16 protein-coding genes are annotated in these 20,760 nt (G+C 64.0%); 4 read left to right on the top strand and 12 right to left on the bottom strand.

The genetic code is table 11. The features are described 5' to 3' along the window. Positions 1-72 precede the first annotated feature (72 nt). The gene (locus tag M2361_RS26335) at positions 73-978 is read left to right on the top strand and encodes a LysR family transcriptional regulator (RefSeq protein WP_259252743.1); all 906 of its coding nucleotides are present in this window, start codon (positions 73-75) and stop codon (positions 976-978) included. Here M2361_RS26335 and M2361_RS26330 read toward each other — a convergent pair. The 9 genes from M2361_RS26330 to M2361_RS26290 form a co-directional block, all read right to left on the bottom strand. Further along, the gene (locus M2361_RS26330) at positions 949-2,151 is read right to left on the bottom strand and encodes a polysaccharide lyase family 1 protein (RefSeq protein WP_404976455.1); all 1,203 of its coding nucleotides are present in this window, start codon (positions 2,149-2,151) and stop codon (positions 949-951) included. The two genes, M2361_RS26335 and M2361_RS26330, sit on opposite strands and share 30 nt — an antisense overlap. A gap of 71 nt (positions 2,152-2,222) precedes the next feature. Next, entirely contained in the window at positions 2,223-4,184 is a 1,962-nt protein-coding gene (locus tag M2361_RS26325) for a tetratricopeptide repeat protein (protein ID WP_259252741.1), read from the bottom strand. Next, positions 4,177-5,394: a sugar ABC transporter gene (locus tag M2361_RS26320; RefSeq protein ID WP_259252740.1), complete on the bottom strand. Its 1,218-nt coding sequence runs from the start codon at positions 5,392-5,394 to the stop codon at positions 4,177-4,179. The genes M2361_RS26325 and M2361_RS26320 overlap by 8 nt, the downstream gene beginning before the upstream one ends. Then, a complete protein-coding gene (locus M2361_RS26315; protein WP_100853461.1) occupies positions 5,330-6,046 on the bottom strand; it encodes an ATPase in 717 nt (238 codons plus the stop codon). The genes M2361_RS26320 and M2361_RS26315 overlap by 65 nt, the downstream gene beginning before the upstream one ends. 9 nt (positions 6,047-6,055) lie before the next feature. After that, entirely contained in the window at positions 6,056-7,393 is a 1,338-nt protein-coding gene (locus M2361_RS26310; protein WP_259252739.1) for an ABC transporter permease, read from the bottom strand. A gap of 7 nt (positions 7,394-7,400) precedes the next feature. Then, positions 7,401-8,558, bottom strand: coding sequence for a polysaccharide biosynthesis/export family protein (locus M2361_RS26305; protein WP_259252738.1), 1,158 nt, complete (start codon positions 8,556-8,558; stop codon positions 7,401-7,403). Positions 8,559-8,637: 79 nt separating this feature from the next. Then, positions 8,638-10,713 (bottom strand): glycosyltransferase, encoded by a 2,076-nt coding sequence (locus M2361_RS26300; protein ID WP_259252737.1) that lies wholly within the window; start codon positions 10,711-10,713, stop codon positions 8,638-8,640. Beyond that, the gene (locus M2361_RS26295; RefSeq protein WP_259252736.1) at positions 10,710-13,199 is read right to left on the bottom strand and encodes a hypothetical protein; all 2,490 of its coding nucleotides are present in this window, start codon (positions 13,197-13,199) and stop codon (positions 10,710-10,712) included. Before M2361_RS26295 ends, M2361_RS26300 begins: the two co-directional genes overlap by 4 nt. A gap of 39 nt (positions 13,200-13,238) precedes the next feature. Beyond that, positions 13,239-14,498: a nucleotide sugar dehydrogenase gene (locus M2361_RS26290; protein WP_100853466.1), complete on the bottom strand. Its 1,260-nt coding sequence runs from the start codon at positions 14,496-14,498 to the stop codon at positions 13,239-13,241. A 643-nt stretch (positions 14,499-15,141) separates the two neighbouring features. Between M2361_RS26290 and M2361_RS26285 the strand changes: the two genes are divergently transcribed. Then, a complete protein-coding gene (locus tag M2361_RS26285) occupies positions 15,142-15,729 on the top strand; it encodes a TetR/AcrR family transcriptional regulator (RefSeq protein WP_259252735.1) in 588 nt (195 codons plus the stop codon). A 94-nt stretch (positions 15,730-15,823) separates the two neighbouring features. Then, positions 15,824-16,339, top strand: a complete 516-nt coding sequence (locus M2361_RS26280; protein ID WP_259252734.1) for a hypothetical protein — start codon at positions 15,824-15,826, stop codon at positions 16,337-16,339. A 636-nt stretch (positions 16,340-16,975) separates the two neighbouring features. Here the strand turns inward: M2361_RS26280 and M2361_RS26275 are convergent. Both M2361_RS26275 and M2361_RS26270 read right to left on the bottom strand, forming a co-directional pair. Then, a complete protein-coding gene (locus tag M2361_RS26275; protein ID WP_259252733.1) occupies positions 16,976-18,151 on the bottom strand; it encodes an NADH:flavin oxidoreductase in 1,176 nt (391 codons plus the stop codon). Position 18,152: 1 nt separating this feature from the next. Further along, positions 18,153-18,548 (bottom strand): RidA family protein, encoded by a 396-nt coding sequence (locus M2361_RS26270; RefSeq protein WP_259252732.1) that lies wholly within the window; start codon positions 18,546-18,548, stop codon positions 18,153-18,155. A 146-nt stretch (positions 18,549-18,694) separates the two neighbouring features. Here M2361_RS26270 and M2361_RS26265 point away from each other — a divergent pair, with 146 nt between their 5' ends. Next, positions 18,695-19,579 carry a LysR substrate-binding domain-containing protein gene (locus M2361_RS26265; protein WP_259252731.1) on the top strand — a complete coding sequence of 295 codons (885 nt, stop codon included), beginning with the start codon at positions 18,695-18,697 and terminating at the stop codon, positions 19,577-19,579. A gap of 14 nt (positions 19,580-19,593) precedes the next feature. Here M2361_RS26265 and M2361_RS26260 read toward each other — a convergent pair whose 3' ends face one another. Next, entirely contained in the window at positions 19,594-20,598 is a 1,005-nt protein-coding gene (locus tag M2361_RS26260) for a helix-turn-helix domain-containing protein (RefSeq protein WP_259252730.1), read from the bottom strand. Between the last annotated feature and the right edge of the window lie 162 nt (positions 20,599-20,760).

Genomic DNA, 20,760 nt, shown 5'->3' with positions numbered 1-20,760 from the left:
TGGCATTGTGGCGCTGCGCCACGGCGTCAGGGGACAGCCAAATTACGATAAGAAGATAGAATATCTATCGTTATGAACACCGACTTCCTACATACGCTGGCCGCCGTGGGCCAGCATGGCTCCATGGCCGAGGCCGCTCGCCGCCTGGGGTTGACCCATGGCGCCGTGGCGCAACAGGTGCGCAAACTGGAGCAGGAATTGGGCGTGCCGCTGGTGGCGCGCGCCGGCCGCACGGTGCACCTGACGGCCAAGGCGATTGAACTGATCGGCCCCATGCGCGAGGTCCTGGAGCGCATCGAGAAGATCCGCTACCTGGCGCGATCCGACGAAATGATGGGAGAGCTGAGGCTGGGCGCGGGCAACACCGCGTTGAACTCCATGGTGCCGGCCATCCTGGAACACCTGGTCAGCCGCCACCCGCTGATCAACGTGGAGATTCAGCCGGGGCATTCGGTGCGCTTCTATCCCGCCATCGAAAGCGGCGAGCTGGATGCGGCCATCGCCCTGGAGGCGCCTTACCCGCTATCCAAAAGCCTGGGCTGGCAGTTGCTGCGCGAAGAACCCTATGTGCTGGCGGCGGCGCCGCGCCACGCGGGTCGGCATCCGCACAGCCTGCTGACCGCCGAGCCGTTCATCCGCTATCAGCGCAGCGACTGGGGCGGTAGCCACGTTGACGACTACCTGCGGCGCGTGGGTATCACGCCGCGTGAACGCTTTGAACTGAACGCCATCGAGTCGATCGCGGTGATGGTCAGCCGCGACCTGGGCGTGGCCATCCTGCCGCAATCGACCAACGGCGCGATCGAACGGCTGGGCCTGTTGGCGCTACCGCTGCCCGAACACTGCGAACCGCGCCGCTTCGGGCTGATCTGGTCACGGGTGTCGCCCCGGCTGGCGCTGATCCGCGCGTTTCGTGACATCGCGGTGGTGGAGTACGCCAAGGTGCAACTACCCGGCGCACCCCGCCCCGGTGCGTGACGCCGGCAAAGGCGTATCGGCCGAGGTATTGCCGGCGAACTTGCGGATCTTCTCGGCCAGTTCCGGTGTTGGCCGCTCATAGCTGTAGCAGTACGGCGGCGTGGGGGCTGACTCGGGGCGGTAGTCCTGAAGCACGGGCTTGGCATCGCCCAGGTACAGGTTGTCTTTCAAGCGCAAGAAGGCCTTGTAGTCGCGCGTGTAGCCATGCACGGCCTTCAATTTTTCATAGGCGCCACGATCCGATTCGCCGTTGTCCAGCGCGCTGCGTCCGGATGCGATGGGAATGTAGCGGCAGTAATTCACATTGATGCCTTCCACCGTGGGGAAAAATTCCGGCTCGACGCATTTGCGCTTCGTGTCGTTGTTGAAGATGTTTCCTTCGACCAGCGCTTTCGCTTCCAGGCTGAAGCTCATGCCGTAGAAGTCCCAATTTTCAAGCAGGTTGTTGAACAGGTGGAAGGTGCCGAATTGCCCGCGCGGATTGCGCTGCACGGTATTGAAAAAGTAATTGTGGTGCAGCGTCACGCGCGCGATGGAATCGCGGTCGTAGTTGTGGAACAGGTCCTTGGACGTAATGTTGTTCAGCAGCATGACCTTGTTCGAGTTATGGAACTTGGTCCATGAAATCGTGACGTCGGTCGAGCCGTTCTTCACGTTGAGCAGCCGGTCGGACATGCGCGACAGATCCATATGATCCACCCACACGTCGCGGCTGCCATTGGCCACGTTCACCGCTTGCGTCAGCCGGTTCAGGCGTCCGTCAATCGTCAGATGCGTCAGGATCACGTTCTGGCTGCCATATACGCCCAGGCCGTCGTCCATCAAGGCGACGCGCTTGCCGCGTCCATCGATCGTGGTGTTGGACGGCACGCGAAGCTGCTTCTTCAGCACAATCGTCATGTCGGACGCAAAGCGGATCCAGGTGGGTCCCTTCTTGGCTTGCGCCAGCGCGGCGCGCAGCGTGCCCGGCCCCGCATCCTGGTCAGAGGTGACCTCGATCAACCTGCCGCCCAAGCCGCCCGTGGCCCGGGCGCCGTAGCCCTCGCGCTGTTGCAAGAGCGACGCGACCCAGGCGCAGCTTGCATCCGGGCTGGCGCACGATTCACTGGCTGCGGCGGTGCCGCCCGCCAACATGGCGAAGGCCGCAATGGCCCAGGCCAGCAATCGACGCATCGCCTTCATTCCAGGCTTTGTTCGGGTCTTCGTTTCTGGCTTCTTTCCAGGCTGCATTCGCGCCCTCCTTGTCACTGCGCGGAGCGATCCGCAGGCTTCACGTGGCGCCAGATGCCGCCGCTTGCGCGCAGGTCTTCCGGCGGGCCGGCCAAGTGTTCGCGCAGCCGTTCGAAGTAGGCGGCCTTCCAACGCTCCGCATACGCATCGGCGTCTTCGCCGGGATTGGCGGCGGGCAGCATTTCCAGCGTGTAGGCCACGTGGCCGTTTTCCCAGCGCGGCACGTAGAACACCGACGGCACGCCCAGCCGATGCGCCAGGTGCGACGCAAAGCTGGAATACGTGACGTCCTGCCCTTCGAAGGTGGTGCGTGGCGCCGCCGGGTTTGCCGCGCCATCGATGGCCAGGCACAGCACATAGCCCGAGTTCAGTGCGCGCATGCAGGCCTTGGCCACCTGCGCCTCGGTCTGGTCGGCGGTGGAAATCAAGGCCGTGGCGTAGCTGCTCTGAGCCACGCTGGGCGCCGTCGCCAGCCAGCGCGACGGAATCCCCAGCAATTCCAACGCCATCAGCCCGGCATACATGGGGCCGACGTGCGCCGTGGCAACCACCACTCCCCGGCCGGCCGCCAAGAGCGGCGCAAAGAAGCGTTCGCCGGTGTCCAGCTCGCCCAGCACCTGCATGGCCTCTTCGACGCTGTCCTCGCGGCATTCCAGCCAGTCGAACAGCAGGTGGTCCATCATGTGGCCCCAGCGCACCCGGCGCTCCCATTCCACGCGGTCAATATCCTTATCACCGCGCAACGACCACGCCCAGTCCAGGCGCGCCTGAGGAATGGGCGCGGAATCCAGGCGCGCTTCCATCTGGCGCACGGCTTCCTGAAAGGTGGCGGGCAGTTGCTCGCTACGCGCCGCCACATACTTGTCGTACAGCGCCTCGGCCTCTTGCTTGCGGCCCGCCTGTGACAAGGCCCCGATGGCCGCGCGCTGCCACATTCCCTTCTCGGGCGATTTCTCCAGCAGCTTCAGCATCTGCTCGGCGGCTTCGTCGTACTGCAAGGTGTAGCGTAGCGCGCGCGCATACAGCGCCCGCGTCTGCTCCAGGTCCGGCGCCAGTTCAATCGCCTGCGCGAGCGGCGCCACGGCCTCTTTGTAGCGGCCGGCGCGCAGCAGCGTTTCGCCGTACAGCGTCAGCAGCCTGACGTCGGACGGCGACGCGCGCAAGCCCGCTTCGAAGTGCGTCAGCGCATGCACCTTGCGGTCATCTTCAGTGCTTCGCCGAAGGTGCGACAGGCCGAGCGACGAGCGCAAGGCGGCGCTGTCATGCCCCGCGTCCAGCGCCGCATTGCCAAGCTGAATGGCGGCCTCGGCGCGGTCATCGTCCATCAAGGCGCGCACGGCAACGGTCGCCACGCGCTCGTTCGGCAGCTTGTTCGGGTCCAGCGACGCCGCGATGCCTGCCGCATCAGCCGCATCGCCGTTGCGCGAAAAGGCCAGCATCCAGAAGTGCGCTTCGCCGGGGTCCGCGTGCGCGACGTCCAGCGTGGCGCGAGCGACCTCGGCGGCCTCGGCGACACGGCCGGCTTGCACGCGCAACTGGATCCGCGCGGCATGCATGGCTGCGGATTCCGGCGCCAACGCGCCGGCGGCGTCGGCCTCGGCAATGGCGCGTTCCCATTGCTCGGTGCGCCCCAACAGGCTGGCCAGCGTGCGGCGTTCATCGGCACGCAAGGGGTAGGCGGCAATCAGCACCTCCAGCGCGGCAATGGCTAGCGCAAGCCGGCCTTCCCGCATGTAAGGCGAAACCAGCAAGCGTCGCACATCGCGCCAGCCATCGCTTGCGCCCGCCAGCACCGGCGCAAGCTTGGCCATGTCGCGCGCGGGGTCGTCGGCGTCCAGGATTTCCTTGATGACTTCGCGCAGCCGCGCGGTGGCGTCGGCCTGCGCGCGGCGCGCCGCGACGGCAGGATTGACAGCCGAAGCACCAGCCGAATCAACCGAATTTTGAACCGGGTTTTCAACCGGGTTTTCAACCATGTCGCAGCCCCCTCAACAACGCCATCCCCACACGGGTGATGAACATCAACACGAATCCCAGCGCCAACGCTTGCAGCAACAAGATGGCGGTGCGCGGGCTGCTCGGCCGGTCGGTCGGCACCGGTTGCGCAATGATGGACAGGTACCGCTGCAAGCGCAGCGCATCCGTCATGGCCTGCTGGTATGACTGCTGCGCCAGGGTCAGGTTCGAATCCGCGAAGGCCTGGGTGTTTCTCAGCGCTTCGTAGGATTTAAGCTGCTTCGCTTCCGTGTTGCCCTGGCCGCTTAAGCGACGGCGAACCGACTCAATCCGCTTCTTCAACGCTACCACCTGCATTTCAGCGGGCTTCAGCATGAAATGGTCTTTGTTGCCCAGCGCGCGAATCTTGTCCAGATTGATCTGCGCGCTGCTCAACTCGGTCTCAAGCTGGCTGGACAGGTTCAGCAGCATCGACACCGTGGCGGTCGGGTCGATATTGCCGTGCGTGGTGCGCCACGCCGTCAGCGCCTCGCGGGCGCCAAGCGCCTTTTGCTCGGCAAGCCGCACCGACTCTTCGCTGACCTTGAGCTTGTCGGCCACGCCCTTCTTGTTCATCGAGCTGACGAATTCCTCGGCCAGCCCGATCAGCGCGCGCGACAGGGTGGCGGCATCTTCCGGCGAATACGCGCTGACGCGCAACACGTCGATCTGCTCCAGCGCGTTGAACGACACGTGCACCGCCTTCTGATAGGCACGGTAAAGATCGTCATTGCTTGAGCCTTCGGAAAGATGGTTGAGCGGATCCACGCCGGCATGCACCAGGTATTGACGCAGGCCCACGCGTTGATCCAACTGCTGCATGGCGTCGCGCGATTTCAGGAAATCGGCCACGGCCCAGCCGTCCACGAAGCCGCCCAGCATGCCGCCCATGTTGCCGGTGGTAAGCAGGCTTGCCGGCCCGCCTCCTCCGCCTTGCTGACCCGACCCCGCCTGCACGAAGAAGCGCGATTCCGCTTCGTAGCGTGGCGTGGCGATGATCAGCGCGTAGACCAGGGCGAACGCCACCGGCGCAATCACGATCAGCGCATTGATCCAGCGGTGGCGGCGGCGCTCGCGTATCGACGCCTGCCGTTCAAGACGGCGGCGTTCGATCTCGGACCCGCCTTCAGATGCCAAGCTGGCTGTCCTCGAAGCCTCCGAAGACGTCGTCGCCTGCGTTGCCGGATTCATTCCTTGATCGTCTTGGGGGGAACCGGCTGATGCATTGGTCGAGGTCGTCTTCGATCCGGAGGTTGCTTCGTTCATAAATCAAGCCTTTCAGGCAATAGTCCGCCAACTGATTCTGGCGATAACTGGAAAAAATCAATGTCCGGCCGATCAGCCGCTCTTCGAACAGCGCCAGCCAGAGACGGGTGAAACGGCAGGGCTCGAAAGGGATGGACCCTTCGATCACATACACGTCGAACGCCGGCGCCAGCGCCAGTGCGAACGAAAATTCCTGCCGTGCGTAGAGCGGCCAATGCTCCATGGGCTTGGCCAGGGTCTTGGGGTCGCTGATCAGGTCGGCAACCAGTTCGTGGGTGGCATCCGCGTCGATCTCGTACATCTCGCTGACGAAGTCGATCATGCTCAGGCCGTTTGCCTTGCCGCGGATAAAGCCTTGCCGGCCGATGGCCCACGACACGTTGCCGTCGTGCTTGACGAAGCCCTGGCGCGGCGGGCGCAGGTTGCACAGCACGTCGATAATCTGGCGATGCATTTCCGGCGCGGGAGACAGCAGCGCATAGCGCCCCACCGGAATGTCCAGGGTGACGTTGGCCAGCAGCGCCTGCCTGGCGCCAAAGGCAAAGGGCTCGTCGGTGACGCCGTTCAGATGAATCATCTTCGTGCCTCACATTGGCTGGATATTGGGACGGGCCAGACGCTCGGCCGCCAAGGCAACCACCATCAGGAACACCAAGGACGTCAGGAAGTAACCCAGGCTGGCGTCGGTCGATTCGTAGGCCTCGAAGTACGCGGAGCGCAACAGCTGCATGCCATGCGCGAACGGCGACCACAGGATCCACGGGCGCAGATGCTCGGGTAGCTGTTCCGACACGAAGAACACGCCCGAGAAGATCTGCAAGAAGCGCTCGATCACCGGCGCCAGCCGCAGGAAGAAGTGCCAGAAGGTGGCAATCGACCCGAACAGCAGGCCCATGGCCGAGCCGCAACATCCCATCAGCACGACAAACAGCACAAACCCGCCCCAGCTTATCGGCAGGGTGATGAACCCCAGCGCGTGGCCGGCGCTGATCAGTATCGCGAACACCACCAGGTATATCGAAAGGTAGATAAGCGACTGCACCAGCGCGCACATCAGCGGCGTCACCCCCTGGAAGTTCAAGATGCCGCGCGCCGAGATATAGGCCGCGCTGCTTCTGAAAATGATCTGCCGGAACATGATCCAGGTGGTCGCGCCCAGCAGCGAGAACGTCTGCACATCCATGCCCAGGATGTAGTGCGTGCCCATCAGGATGTACAGCGACGAAATCAGCGTCAGCAGCACCACCGGGCCCACCAGGGCCCACAGCAGGGCGATGCGGCTTTCGCCGTGGATCACGCGCAACTGAAACACGAACAGCGCCAGCAAGGTGCGTCCCACGGGCCGGTATTCGGCCATGCGCGGATGATGCCCGTCATGCAGCACCCGCAGGTGTTGCCGCAGGATTTCAAGGTCCGCGGCCTCGTCGCGCGGCAGCTCGACTTCCAGCGCGATGTCGTTGCGCGAGGCATGGCGACGCGCGTCACGCGCCTCGTCCTGCTTGCGCCGCTCCACGCGCCGCGCATGCGCATCGGCCAGGCGCTGGTCTTCCGCCACCAGCTTGGCCGGCATATAGCCCGGCGCGAATACCTCGACACCCGCGCGGATGTCCTGCTCAAGCAGGCGCACGATGATGCGCAGCCTGCGCCGCGAAAAATCGGCGACGGTCTCATCGACTTTGCCGCGCGCAATCTCCGCGTCCAGTTCCGCCTGCACGGCCTCGTACACCGCCCGGCGGGCGGCCACGGAGTCATGCGGCTCGCCCTGCAGGCGCGCCAGCAAAGGCTTGAACAAGACGGCTGGCGGCGCCTTGGCTTCAAACAGCACGGCCGGGTCCAGCCGCCACGCGGCGACCCCGGACCCTACCGCGTAACTACTGTCCTTGCGGCGCGAGCGCCAACCCTTGATCCGGTCCTCGTTGCTCATCGACACGCTATTGAGTCACGCCGGTAGAGCTGCCGCCCGAATCGCTGTCGATTGCCCGCGTGGCGCTGAAGCCTGCGCTCATGGTGACGCGGAATGCCGACAAGACCTTCTGAACCTGCGTAAACGGCGCGTCCGAAATGTAGATGGCCTGGCCTTCATGCACGGTGAATTCACGCGCCAGCGCCACCTGCTCCGGACGGGTCAGGTCAAACTGGTAGACCACCGGCAGCATGTCCGGCTTGCCTTCCACGCCCGCCTTCGCTGGCGTGAACAGGAACACCGAACGCGGATCCGCCAGCTTGTCGTCCAGGCCGCGCGAATCAGCCAGCGCGTCCAGCACGCTGTAGTTGCGCTTGCTGATGGCCACGCGGCCTTGCGTGCCGGCCGCGCCCAGCACCGTCAGGTACTCGCGCGAATCGTAGGCGGTGATGACGTCGCCCGGCCGCAGCAGGATGTCGTTGTTCTGGTTGCGATAGATATCCGACAGCCGCACGGACGCCACCTGGTTGTCGCGGCGCAGGCTGATGACCAGTTGCTCGGGGTTCGTCTGCACGGGCGCGGCCTGCGCCAGCGCGCTGCTCAGCCGTTGCGCGGTCTGGGTGATGGGGTACATGCCGGGCTTGGTCAGGTTGCCCTGCACGGTCACCATCTGGCCGCGCTCGGCGGCGGCGCGCGTCACGCTGACGTCGGCGCCCACCACCAGCTTGGCCAGGCGCTGCACGACGCGGTCATGCAACTGGGCCAGCGTCAAACCGCCGGCCTGGAATTTTCCGATGATGGGGAAATAGACGTTGCCCGCCCGGTCGATCTGCTGGTTGCCCAGGTCGCTGACGCCGGACGGGTCCGCCGCGAACACACCCAGGCCACCGCGTTCCCACACCTTCACGTTGATACCGTCGCCCGGGACCAGGCGGTCAAACCCCGCCTCGGTCAGGTCACGATAGCGGACCGGAAAGTCCGCAACGTCGGGCACCCTGCTTTCTTGCACAAGCTCGCGCGAGGCGGGCATCACGATGACGTCCTTGTCGTCGTGCGCCCCCGTCATCTCGCTCAACATGGGACCGGATCGCGGCAGTTGGCAGCCCGTCAGTGAAAGTGCGGCAAGCACCATCAGGGTGATTGCCGCGTTGCGCCGCAGGCTCGGAGCCGGGACGTTCATTTGCATAAAAACCTTAACCTTTAAGACCTAGGAAGAATGAACGGCCGATCAGCGCAATCGCTGATCGGCCGCTCAAAGCCGCCCCTCAGGCAAGCATCCGTTGCATCGGCACGTAGTCGATGCGCTCATCGTTTTCGGAGACGGGCATGACGGGCACGCACAGGCTCAGGAACATGGACAACATCGCGTCCAGCGAAAACAGGTTCTGTGCCCGCTGACGGCTTTGCGTTTTCAAGTCCTGGTTGGTGCGCGCCAGGTCGATCATCGACTCCACCTTGTCGCAAGCCTCGTGCATGTCCGGGTGCTCGACATCCGAAAGCAGATGCCCCGTTTCGTTCTCGACAAAGCACTCGCCCGCGCCGCCGGCCGGTGTGGAGATCACCGGCACGCCCAGAAGCTGCGCCTCGATCAGCACGTTGGGCAAGCCCTCGTAACGCGACAGCAGCACACTGGCATCCATCTGCGAATACCAGTAGCCCACGTGGTTCGACAGGCCGACCAAGAGCAGCCGGTCTTGCACGCGCAGCTCTTCCGCCAGCGCTACGATGTTGTCGTGCAGGCGGCCGTCGCCCACGATGACAAAGCGCGCTTGCGGTCGTCGTTTCAGATAGAGCGCGGCAAGCTTGATCCACAGTTGCGGGCGCTTGTCGGGCTCCAGGCGGAACACACCGCCAATCGTTTCCGTCGCGTCGCTGGTGCTGGCCTTGAAGGCCTCCCACTTGGCTTCGTCCGCGGGCGAGGCATTGACCGCCAGGTCCGGCACGCCGTTGTACAGCACGTGAAAACGCACGATGGGAATGCCCAGCCAGTCCGCATAGGCCTCGGCGGCCGTGCGGCTGTTGCTGACGAAATACACCCCAGGCACTTGCGCCAGCGCCTGAAACAGCTCGGGGTATTCCTCGCGGAACCGATCCTTGCGGATGTTCGGTGGCAGCCCGCGAAACACCAGGTGGATGGTCGGGGCGCCGGCCAGCAGCGCGGCCAGTGCGCCGAACAGGCATGTGCCGTCCTGCCACAAGCTGACCACGTCGAAAGGGTTGGCGCGCAACACCGGCGCCAGGCGCGTGACGCCATAGTGCACGGGCGGCGGCAACTGTTCCAGCAGGCGGCCCAGACGGCCGTCGGGCACGGACTGATGCGCCACCGACACGGCGGGCAAGCGGTTGATTTCGGTGACCGGAATCTGCGCCTTTACCAGCACGGGCAGGAAGAAGTCCAAGCCCTGCTTCTTGGAGGACCCGGACGGCTCGGTGTGCTGCTTGACCATCACCTCGACCTTTTCCGGCCGCATCAGCGCAGGCGCCGCGCCATTGCCGGGCAGAACCTGATCCGGCATTTCGGCCATGCGCGTCAATTCACCGGCCAGCCGCGTCAGTTGCCGTTCGGCGCCGCCCGGCCCCAGGCTGCCGGTAACCAGCGCCACCGAGATCGGCTTTTCCGGAGACTGCTCGGGAATCTGGCGATTCCGAAAATGCAGGATCGCATGCTTCATCGACACGATCCTGATGTCCTTGCCCGCCAGCGCCGCCTCGGGTTCCAGGCCGCGATAAAAAGCGTAGTCGCGGGCCAGGCCCTCGGCCAGTTCCGCCGCCTTGCTGCCCGGCGCCAGATGGCTGGCCACTGGCCGGATCGCTTCATAGGCTTCAAGCAGCAAGCCGCGCTTGCGCAGGCGCTTGGCGAATTCGACGCGGATATTGCGATCCGTATGTTGCAGGATCAAGCGGCGAAACAGCGCATCCGACTGCGCGTGCGCGCGGATGTCGCTCAGCAGCTTGGCACGCGCAAACAAGCGCGAGGGGTTCTCGGACGACTCGGGCAGATGGCGGTCGACCAAGGCCAGGGCCTCGTCGACATGCCGTTCCTTGACGAGGCGAGTCGCGCAGTAGCGGACGATCAGAAGATCGTCCGGCCATTCTTTCAAGAGCGTGGCCCACTGCTCGGCCATGCCCTCGTTCAAGCCCGCCGACTCCTTCAGTCGAAGGAGCAGAAAACGCACTTTGGAGTCTTCCAGGTGATCGCGCGCCAGCGCCTCGGCGCGCGGCAGGTTTTCCTGGGCGACCTGAACCCGCACCGACGCCGCAACGATCTCCTCCAACTGGGCGTGCACCCATTGAAGGTCGGACATTACGCCAGTCCGCTCGGCTGTCAGCGGCGGGTTCATGCGGCCTTCCTGCGGTTGGCCTTTTCAATCCACACCAGGCAGCGGTCGATGTAGTGGTCGTACTGTGCCGGGTTGTCGGACTGTTCCTTCAGGCGCCGCCAGTAAGGCAGGGCGTGCTCGAAGCGGTGCAGGCGCATGGCGCCCACGGCGGCTAGGCGCAGGCCGATGGCGTCGGTCGGCACAAGCTGCAGAATGCGTTCGCCCAGCGCCAGGCGCTCGGTGGTGCTGGCCGGATCCAGCGCACGCGCTTCGGCATACAAGACCGCGATGATGCGGCGCTTCTCGTGTTCGACCTCGGTCATGGCCGGCCACGCCTGCGCCACGCGCTCCAGCAGGTTCCAGGCGCCGCGATGATCGCCGGCGGCCAGGATTTCGCGGGCGCCACGGATGGCGCGCGGGCCGAGCCTGCCAAGCTGGCGCTCGGCTTCGTCCTTGGCGCTTTGATCGGCCGATGCATGCGCCAGCACCATCTTGTAGGCGTCAATGGCTTCGCCGAACCAGCCGCCGTTGAATGCCACGCGGGCAAAGTACAACTGCGTGCTGAGCGGGGCGGCTTCTTCCGCCGCGGCTTGCTCAAGATGGCGCATCGCGGTTTGCTTGTCGCCCAGGGCGTCGGCGGCGCGGCCACGCATGGTGTCCAGCTCGGGGAACTCCACCTGGCTGTCCAGCGCGATGTCCGTCAGGTCGATCACTTCCTTGTGGTTGCCCGCCAAGAGCGCGGCGCGCACGCCCAGGCGCATGGCACGTTCGAAGGCGCGCTGCGAGCGCAGGGCGGTCAAGGCATCGGGGTTAAGCAGGCGGTGCGCGCAGATGCGTTCTGCCGCGTCACGCAAGCGCCCTTCTTCCAAGGCGCGCGTGCCTTCTTCGGCCCATGCGGACGATTGCGACAACAGCCAGGCGCGGATGTCTTCCCGCTCGCTCTGGGCCAGTCGGCAAGACACGGCCAACGCCGCCGCCGCCAGGATGAAGCCGCGCCACGAAGCCTCTTTGACCAGCTCCAGCGCCAACACGTCGTCCAGCGCGGGCGACTCGGACGCCAGCACGCGCAGCGCCGCGCGGTCACCATTCAACAGCCTGTCGCGCCACAGCACCGCAAAGCCTCGGCCATGCGACGGAATGGCCTCGCGCACTTCCTGAACCCAGCGCAACACCGCTTCCATGTCACCGCTGGCTTGCAGCAGCGACAGCACCGTGTCGGCCGCTTCCAGCGCGCTGGCCTCGTCCGGCGAGGCAATGCGGAACAGTTGCTTCCAGTTGCCCAGCGCTTCGTCCACATAGCCCAACTGCCCCGCCGACACGGCGGCGATGCGCACGATTTCGGGGGTTTCGATTTCGTCGCCCAGCAGGCCGGCCGCCAGCGAGTACGCCACGTCGTAGCGACCCAGCTTGAACTGATTGCGCATCAGCACCTGCTCGGCCTTGCTGCCGGTGGCCAGCGCGCCGTCGGCGCCGTCCGCGCTGCCCAGCAGCGCCAGCGAGCCTTCGTAGTCGCCCAGCTCTTCTTGAATGCGAGCGAACAGCAGCGTGTGCTCGGGCAGGCCGGGATGGCGGCGCAGCACGTCGCGCACCCGGCGCGAGGCTTCGCGCAGGTCGCCCGATTCCCAGATCTTTTCAATGCGCTCGGCGCTTTCGTCCGCGGTCAGCTTGGGCACAACGGGCTGCGTCGTGGCGGTGCTCATGCGCGGACGCATGTAGTTCTTGAACCACTCGGCGTACAGACGCTCGGCGAAGGTCTGCGTGTAGTGCGTCAGGTCAAGCCCGCCGTTTTCCATCGCATCGGCCTGGCCGATCTTGTTCATCAGCGGCGTCGGGTCATAGCACGGCACGCCGATGCGCTGCGCGCCGGCGGCCACCGCGGCAATCAGTTGGGCGCGCTGTTCGATCGGCACGTTGTCCGGCGTCAAGGCGTTGACGTGCGTGACGAACACCACTTTGTCGTGGCCCAGCAGGTCCACCAACTGACGCATCTCGCCGTCGATCTCTTCGTCCGTCTGGTCGCGCTTGACGATGCGGGCGAGCAGCTCGCGGTCGTCCTGGGAAAGCCCCTTGAAGACCGGATCCTGGTCCAGCAGCGCGCGGCGTTCAGCCAGGCGGTCTGCGTGCGCCATGGACCAGAACATCCGCGTGCGGGTGCGGTCGGCGAAGAACTCACTGAAGTAGCGCCCCAGGTAGTTGGACTGGATGGGGTAGCCGTCAATGGTCAGCAGCTTGCGCGAGGACAGCTCGACCATGTACAGGTCGGCCGGCTTGTGCGTGCCACGGCGAGCCTGCTCGCCGTTGGACGGGCGGAACACCAGGCGCTGCACGTCGGCCGGAATATCGGCCTGGCCGAACATGAAGCGCGCTTGCTGCAGCGCCTCGGCGCTGGTGTGCACAAAGCCGTAGTTGCGGCCCAGCTGCAACTTGATGGGGTAGCGGCCCACGGCGTCGCGCAGCGGGGTGTGGATGCGGCAGGTGCCGATCGGAGCAATGGTAAATGCGGTCATTCAGGGTCTCTCCTGTAGTGAGGGATAGCGAGCCTGAACTTAAAGAGTCCAGTACAAGAGGTCGGAGGCGAGCCGCTTGCTATCAAGCACAGACTTCAAGTCGCACACCATGCCTCCGCTCTTGACCAAGGTGGGCATGTCTTCCCAGATGGTCTCCATGGTTTCGCGGTGCGGAACTGCAAGAATCAGCACGTCCATGTCGCGGAAATCTTCGCGCTTGACGAGCTGGATGCCGTATTCGTGCTCCATCTGGTCCGGATCGACCATCGGGTCGCACGCGACCGGGGTAATGCCGTAGTTGCCAAGCGCCTTGTAGAGGTCGACGACTTTGGAATTACGGATGTCGGGCACGTTTTCCTTGAAGGTCATGCCCAGGATGCCGACGCGAGTCGACGCATTCAGGCGACCGGCGCGCGCCAGGTTCTGCACGATGCGCGAGGCCACGTGGTTGGCCATGCCGTCGTTGATGCGGCGGCCCGACAGGATGACTTCGGGGTGGTAGCCCAGTTCCTGCGCCTTGGACGTCAGGTAGTACGGGTCGACACCGATGCAATGGCCACCGACCAGGCCCGGCGTGAACTTGAGGAAGTTCCACTTGGTGCCGGCGGCGTTCAGGACTTCCGAGGTGCGGATGCCGACCAGGTCGCAGATCTTCGACATCTCGTTCATCAACGCGATGTTGATGTCGCGCTGGGTGTTTTCCAGCACCTTGGCGGCTTCGGCCACCTTGATGGACGAGGCGCGGTGTACGCCGGCATCAATGATTTTTTCGTAGACGCCCGCGATGATTTCCAGCGACGCTTCGTCCTGGCCGGACACGATCTTGACGATCTTTTCCAGCGGGTGCTCGCGGTCGCCCGGGTTGATGCGTTCGGGGCTGTAGCCCAGCTTGAAATCGACGCCGCAGCGCAAGCCCGACACTTTTTCCAGCTCGGGGCCGCAGATTTCTTCGGTGGCGCCAGGGTGGACGGTGGATTCAAAGACAACGATGCAGCCCGGGCGCAGCACGGGGCCGATGGACCGGCACGCCCGCACCAGCAGGGAAAAGTCGGGGTTGTTTTTTTCGTCCACGGGCGTCGGGACGGCGACCACGAAGAAGTCGCAACCTTCCAGTTCAGAGATCTGGTCGGTGAAGGTCATGGGAGACGCTAGCAATGCGTCACGTTCGATCTCGCCAGTCCAGTCATGTCCCTCTTTCAGTGTCGCGATTCGCCGCTTATCCACATCAAAGCCGATGACATCAAAGCGCTTGGAAAATGCGACTGCCACGGGCAGGCCGACATAACCAAGGCCACACACTGCGATTCTCTTTACCACGGGGGCCTCACTGTTTTCGTCGTGTCTAGGACACTAGAAATCGACGCCCAAAAGACAAAAAATCGACGTGAAATCGATTTACTTTTGTCCCGCTTGGGCGGACTTTTTGCTAGGGGTGTTGTTACGTCTCGATACCCAAATCACGGTGCTGGGCGGCGAGCAGACGAATCGTAGAGGCGCTGGACAGCAATTTTCTTTCTAAAGATTTATTTTGCTGTGCAAATAAGTCAGAGGTTCCGTAATAAACCCCGGGGAATCCCTCAAATAATTACATTCATTACACAAACGGCAACATAGCGTTGTCGCCGACCTGTTAGTGAATGTTGAAATTCGTGTTTTTTATTATTAATTCACGAAACTGAAAAGCGGGTTAACAGCAGCATAATATCGACTTGCACAACGGTTATTAATTAATAACTGAAAAAAAGATTATCAGTTTCTAATTCCGGTAACGGCGCCGTGCTATCCATCCCCCCCTCCTACGCACGAGCTTTCCGGCTGCGACGCCGCTTGACAACGTAACCGACCAACTAGTAGATTGGCTGCCACGCGAATCCTTCAACCATCCCACGCCACTGCGCGCCCCGGCGCTTCGTTTTTTTTCAGCAGACCAGAGTTGTTACCCATGAGCTTGGAGCTTTCCCCCCGCGCCCTTGAGATCGTCGAGCAGACCCGGCTGCTGCTGGGCGCCGGTGGTTATCACGGGTTCAGCTACGCCGATGTGTCCGAACGGGTGCATATCGGCAAGCCCAGCATCCACCATCACTTCCCCACCAAGGCGGACCTGGTCCTTACCGTGGTGTCGCATCACCGCGCGCAAGCCCGGCAGGGCCTGGCGGCGCTGGACCAACATGTGCCAGACCCACGCGCGCGCTTGACCGCCTATGCCGACTACTGGGCCACCTGCATCCGCGAGGGCACGATGCCCATGTGCATCTGCGCCATGCTGGCCGCTGAATTGCCGATGATTCCTCCGCCGATCGCGGACGAGGTGCGCGCGTATTTCGGCGAACTGACCGCGTGGATCGCATCGGTACTGGAGGGCGGCGTGTCGCAAGGGCAGTTCCAACTGCGCGACAGTGCCGAGGCAGACGCGCAAGCCTTCATGTCGACCTTGCACGGCGCGATGCTGACCGCGCGGGCGTTAGGCGACCCCAAGGTATTCGCCACGATTTCCAGCGCGGCCATCAAGCAGTTGGCCGCCTCGACCTGATCACATCAGGACGCGCATCGGCAGTTCAAAACGATGCGCTTTTTTTTAACTTTTTCACCGACCAACTAGTCGGTTGTTTTTTAGGAGCCTTCCCATGCCACATCCTATTTCCACCTTGGGGGCCGCGCACACCCTCATCAGCCTGGTGCCTCTTGCGGCAGGCGCATACAGCTTTGCGCGCTATCGCGGCATCCAGAGCGCAACGCGAGCCGGCAAGATCTATCTGGGCGGCTTGCTGATTGCGGTGCTGACGTCGTTCGGGTTGTCCAGTTCGGGCGGGTTCAATGTCGGGCATGCGCTGGGCATCCTGGCGCTGCTGTCGGTGGCGGGCGCATTGCTCGTGCCGCGACTGCCCCTGCTGTCCCGCGCGCATCCTTATCTGTCGCAGCTTGGGTTTTCATTCAGCTTTTTCCTGATGTGCGTGCCGGGCATCGCGGAAACGCTGACGCGGCTGCCTGTTTCGCATCCGCTTGCCGACGGCCCGCAATCTCCGTTGGTCCGAGGCGCGCTGGCGACATGGTTCGCGGTGTTTCTCGTGGGGTCGGTGGCGCAGTTGATCTGGATCGGTATGCAGCGACGCGCGCAGAAAGCAGGCGGCGGGCAGCGATAGCCGCTGGCCATGCCTACCGCCATGCTGACCCGCCATGCCACAACGGTATGCCATCAAGCCATGCGCCGTGATTCGCCACGGCCACGCAAGGAGTTGCCATGAGTTCCAGCGCCGTCGACCCGATTGGCCACACCCGCATCGACACAGTCCCGGACCCCTACCGCGCTCAACACGCGGCACGAGCGCAGGCGCAGCAGTTCGCGCGCATTCATTCCGCGCGGCAGGCAACGGTTGCTGCGGCTACGTCGGCCGCCACGTCGGCGGCCCGGCAATCGGCCAGTCCGAAGGCCGATGTGCCTGGCGCATCCACGGACCCACTGCGCGATCAGTACACCGCCCACTGCTTGAAGCTGGCTGTCCAGGCGTTCCATGACCAGCAAGCCAGACTGGACGCGCATGCCATCGCGGTCAACCGGGCATTGCGGGACGAGCAGACCGCCTTGCAGGTGCGCGCCGACGCGGCCCATGACCTGGGCACCATCCAAGGCCTGTTGCCGCAACTACCTTATCGCTTCGTGGTGGGCGTGCCGCCGATGCTGCCGCTGCCCTTGAGCCCGGCAGCACAGCCCACGTCCACCATGGTTGCCCCGGTGACCCAGGCGGAAAAGCTGGGCAGCAGCACTGAAGGCGCGGCGTCTAACCCGCCACCACGTCCGCCATACAAGGCTGATGCTGCGCACGATGACGAATCGCATTGGCCAGGTCAGCAATCGGCGCCAACAGACCCCGATCAAATGCCTCGTGCGCCACACCCGCGCGCAGCCTAGCGGGCCAATCGGCATGCGTCAGCGCCCCCCGCCCCAGCGACACGAAGTCCGCCTCTTGCCGGGCGAGCATTTCTTCGGCCCGCGTGGCGTCATGCAAGGAACCGTTCGCCAACACCGGCACGGAAGCCTGCTTGCGCGCCAGCGCCGCCAGGCTTCCACCATGCTCGCCAAAAGCAGGCCGCCAGGCCTCGAATTCCGTCGTATGCAGGTAGTCGATGGGCTGCGCACCTAGCGTGCGGAAGATGTGCGCCGCATCGGCCTCGCCGCCTTCCCACTTGTGCGTGAAGTCGTTCACCTTGCCTTGCGAAGTACGCACGCCCACCACGAATGGCGCCGACGTGGCCTGCCGAACCGCCTGGATGACATCCACCGTCAAGCGCAACCGCTTGTCCAGGCTGCCGCCGTAACCGTCATCGCGCAGATTGGTGTGGGCCGTCAGAAACTGGTCCAGCAGATAGCCGTTGGCGCCGTGGATCTCCACGCCGTCGAACCCCACTTCTTGCGCGCGGCGCGCCGCTTGCGCAAACCCGTCGATGGCCTCGGCGATGTCATCGGCGGACATCGCTTCGGGCATGCGATACGGCCCTTCGCCACGATAGAACGCCATCTGCTGCCCCTTCGGCAACACCGCCGAAGGACCCTTGGTCGTATCGCGATAGGGGTTGCCCTGCGACAGCGCCCCCGCATGCATCAACTGCGCCACGATGCGGCCGCCTTGGCCGTGCACACGGTCCACCACGGCGCGCCACGCATCGCGCTGCGCGTCGTCGGCCAGCCCCGGCTGAAAAAGATAGCCCTGTGCATAGGCCTTGTCCGTATAGATGCCCTCGGTAATCACCAGGCCAAAGCCGCCGGCCGCGAAGGCCTCGTAATAATCGGCCATCAACTCCGTGGCGTGGCCGTCTGCCGTGGCGCTGACGCGCGTCATGGGCGCAACGGCAAGACGATTGGGCAGGCTCAGCGCCGTGCCTATCCGCAGCGGCGTGAACAGCCCGGCGTGCGCGGTCGGCGTGTTGCTGACGGAACGATCGACAGGCGTGTTCATGTCAGTCGCCCTCTTGCTGGCGCACGGCCGCAATGGCTTCGATCTCGATCATGGCGGCGGGGTCGTACAAGGCCTTGATCTCGGCGATGGTGTCGGCCGGATAGGGGGCCGAGAAGAAGCGACGGCGCAAGGCCACGACGTCCTTGAAGTGCCCCATGTCGGTCACGAAGATGGTGACCTTGATGACGTCGTCCAGGCTGGAGCCACCGGCTTCCAACGCACGCCGCAGGTTGGAGAATGCCTGCTCGCCTTGCGCCATGAAGCCGCCTTCAACAATCTTGCCGTCATCGGCGGCGCCCGCTTGCCCCGAGATGAAAAGCAGATTGCCAAACTGGATGCCCTGCGACAGCAGGAAGGGCGCGTAGTTGTCGGGTTGGGTGGTGACACGTTTCAGCATGATGCGAATTTCCTCATTTGTAGATGGTGGGAAGAACAGCCATGTATGACTGATCCATGCCTCTACTGTAGGAATACGCCGCCCCCCTGACAAAGGTTCATTTGTCAGCTATAAGAAGAGATAAATTCATCTATAAGCCCACCGCCATGCACCGCCGCACCCTTCCGCTGTCCGCTCTACGCGCCTTCGAAGCCGCCGCCCGCCTGGGCAGCTTCAAGGCCGCCGCCACTGAACTGGCGGTAACGCCAACCGCTGTCAGCCATCAGATTCGCGCCCTGGAGGCGCAGACCGGGCTGGCGCTGTTCGACCGCCAGGTGCGCAAGGTGGCGCTGACCGAAGCGGGCGCGCAGTTGTTCCCGGTGCTGCGTGACGGCTTCGATGCGTTCGAGGCCACGCTCGCCCGATTGACCCAACAGCGCGCACGGATTCAAGTCAGCATCTCCGCCACCAATGCGTTCACCGTGAAGTGGTTGGTGCCGCGCATGAGCGATTTCCGCGGCCAGCATCCCGGCATCGACTTGCAGCTGCAAGCCAGCGACGAGCTTGCCGACTTGCGATCCACGGCGGTCGACATCGCCATCCGCTACGGCCGAGGGCCGTATCCCGGCTTGGTCACGCAACCCTTGTTCACCGACCGCTTCGCTCCCGTGGCGAATCCCCGCCTGGGCGTCACCTCGCCGGCGGATCTGGCGCGCGTGCCCTTGATCCGTTTCGACTGGAAGCAGGCGCATCCTGAAAACCCCACTTGGGAACGCTGGTTCGCCGTCGCGCAATTGCCGCAGCCGCAACAAGCAAGCCAGTTGCGCTTTTCAGATGAGGGGCATGCGATACAAGCGGCCGTGGCCGGGCATGGGATTGCGCTGGTCAGCCTGGCGTTGATTGCCGACGAGTTGGAAGCCGGCCATTTGGTGCAGCCATTCGGGCCCGAGATCGACGGGCACACTTATCACCTGGCGACGTATGCCGACCGGCCGAGTTCGGCGCCGGTTCAGACGGTGGCGGAGTGGTTGCGTGCGCAGGCGGCGCGATAAGAATGGCAACGCCGTCAGCCCGGCGTGCGGCGCGTTCTCTTTGGGGTTTCGCCGAAGGCCCGGCGGTACGCTTGTGAGAACTCGCCCAGGTGGGTGAAGCCGAAACGTGTCGCAATGGCGCTGACCGTGTCCGGATTATCGGGCTGCGTCAACGCTTGCCGCACGGCCCGCAGGCGCTGTTCGCGCAACCATTGCAAAGGCGATTGCCCGCATTCATCCTGGAACAAGGCTTGCAGCCGTCTGACCGACAGGCCGCAATGGCTGGCAACCATGGCCACCGGCAACCGGTCGCCCAGATGCTCAAGCATGTAGGCTTGCGCGCGCCGCAGGCTCTTGGGCGCGGTGGGCGGTGGCGCCGGCCACAATTGCCCCGCCATGCTGTGCGGCTGGTGCAACAACAGCGTGGTCGCCACAAGCATCTCGGTTTGCGCCAGCAACGCGGCCTGGGCGATGTTTTGTTCCTGATTCAGGCCCGAGCAGCGCACCACCCATTGCAGCATGGGCAGCAGCGCCTGCCACGCCGCCGTGTATAGCGGAATGACCGCATCGAAGCCGACATCGGGCGCCTCTTCGTGGCCCGTCAGGCGTTGCCAGGCGTCGTCAATAGCGGGGCGGTCCAGGCGCAGCAGCACCTGTTCGTAATCAGGGCCGGTCTGAAAGTGAAATCGCCTGTCGGGGCTGATGAGAAACGCCTGGTTGGGCGAGACCTCGATGCGTTGCCCATCAAAGTGGAACACCGCCTGCCCCTGCGTGGGCAGCACCAGAAGGTAATAGCCGTCCAGGCAGTGGCAATCGGGATCAATGCTGAGGTCCGCCCCGAAGCCATGCCGCATCTTGAGCAACGACATGCGCCCGCATGCAAGCACGTCCAGCCTGCTGTGAAGAATCCGTCCGTGGTTGATCCGCAGCCGATAGGAGTTAAGGATCTGGCCTATCTGCTGCCGCGCGTCGTCGATGTCGTTCGTGTCCACAAGCCGGTTTTGCTCGAACGGCACTTGTTCAAATAAAGAAGCAAGCATCTGACTTCACACAGGCTGAGGTAGCCGAATACTACCGGAGCATCCCTGGCGGCGCGATAAAAACGTGCTTTTCCGATATCCGGCGGCGCAGAACCGATAGACGCCCCGAGGCCCCGGCACGACCATGACGCGCCGTGTGCCTCATGAGTGTATCGATGCAGA

The sequence above is a fragment of the Achromobacter sp. JUb104 genome, assembly GCF_024806975.1.
GTDB classification, from domain to species: Bacteria; Pseudomonadota; Gammaproteobacteria; order Burkholderiales; family Burkholderiaceae_B; genus Achromobacter; species Achromobacter spanius.
Note: the sequence above shows the minus strand (reverse complement) of the source record. Positions and strands in the feature narration are given on the sequence as shown.